The organism is Citrobacter sp. VF227 (assembly GCF_052950715.1).
The window spans coordinates 1-360 of record NZ_JBRFVF010000688.1 but is presented as its reverse complement, the minus strand read 5'-3'; the positions used below and the strand labels follow the sequence as shown (position 1 = coordinate 360).

Here is a 360-nt window from a genome sequence, read left to right as displayed (position 1 = left end):
ATCAGATAACTCCCTGTAATGAGAACCCCAGCTGGGCGACGAGTGACGCCCCAAAAAAGCAGGAGGTGGAGACCACCAGAAAGAGAACGATAACTTTCCAGGACATTTTTTTCAGTTCATCCAGTTGGCCGCCCACGGAGAGGCCGGCAAAAGCCAGCAGCGGGACACAGCAGGACAAAAAGGAAATTTTTGCCGTGGCACCTAAAACAAACTCTCTGACCGGAGTGTCCGGCAAACAGACAATAATGCCAATAATCGTGGCGTACGAAAATGCCGGCAGCGAGGTGGGCAGATACATTTTCGCCAGCAGGGACAGCGCGACAATAAGCATGATTGCCACGGCACTGTCCCACATGGCCT

General features: G+C 52.8%; 1 protein-coding gene. It reads right to left on the bottom strand.

Annotated features, from left to right (window positions below):
- Position 1 precedes the first annotated feature (1 nt).
- Positions 2 to 360: hypothetical protein (locus tag ACU8YC_RS28575; RefSeq protein WP_446895903.1), on the bottom strand; the 359-nt coding region annotated here is incomplete at its 5' end.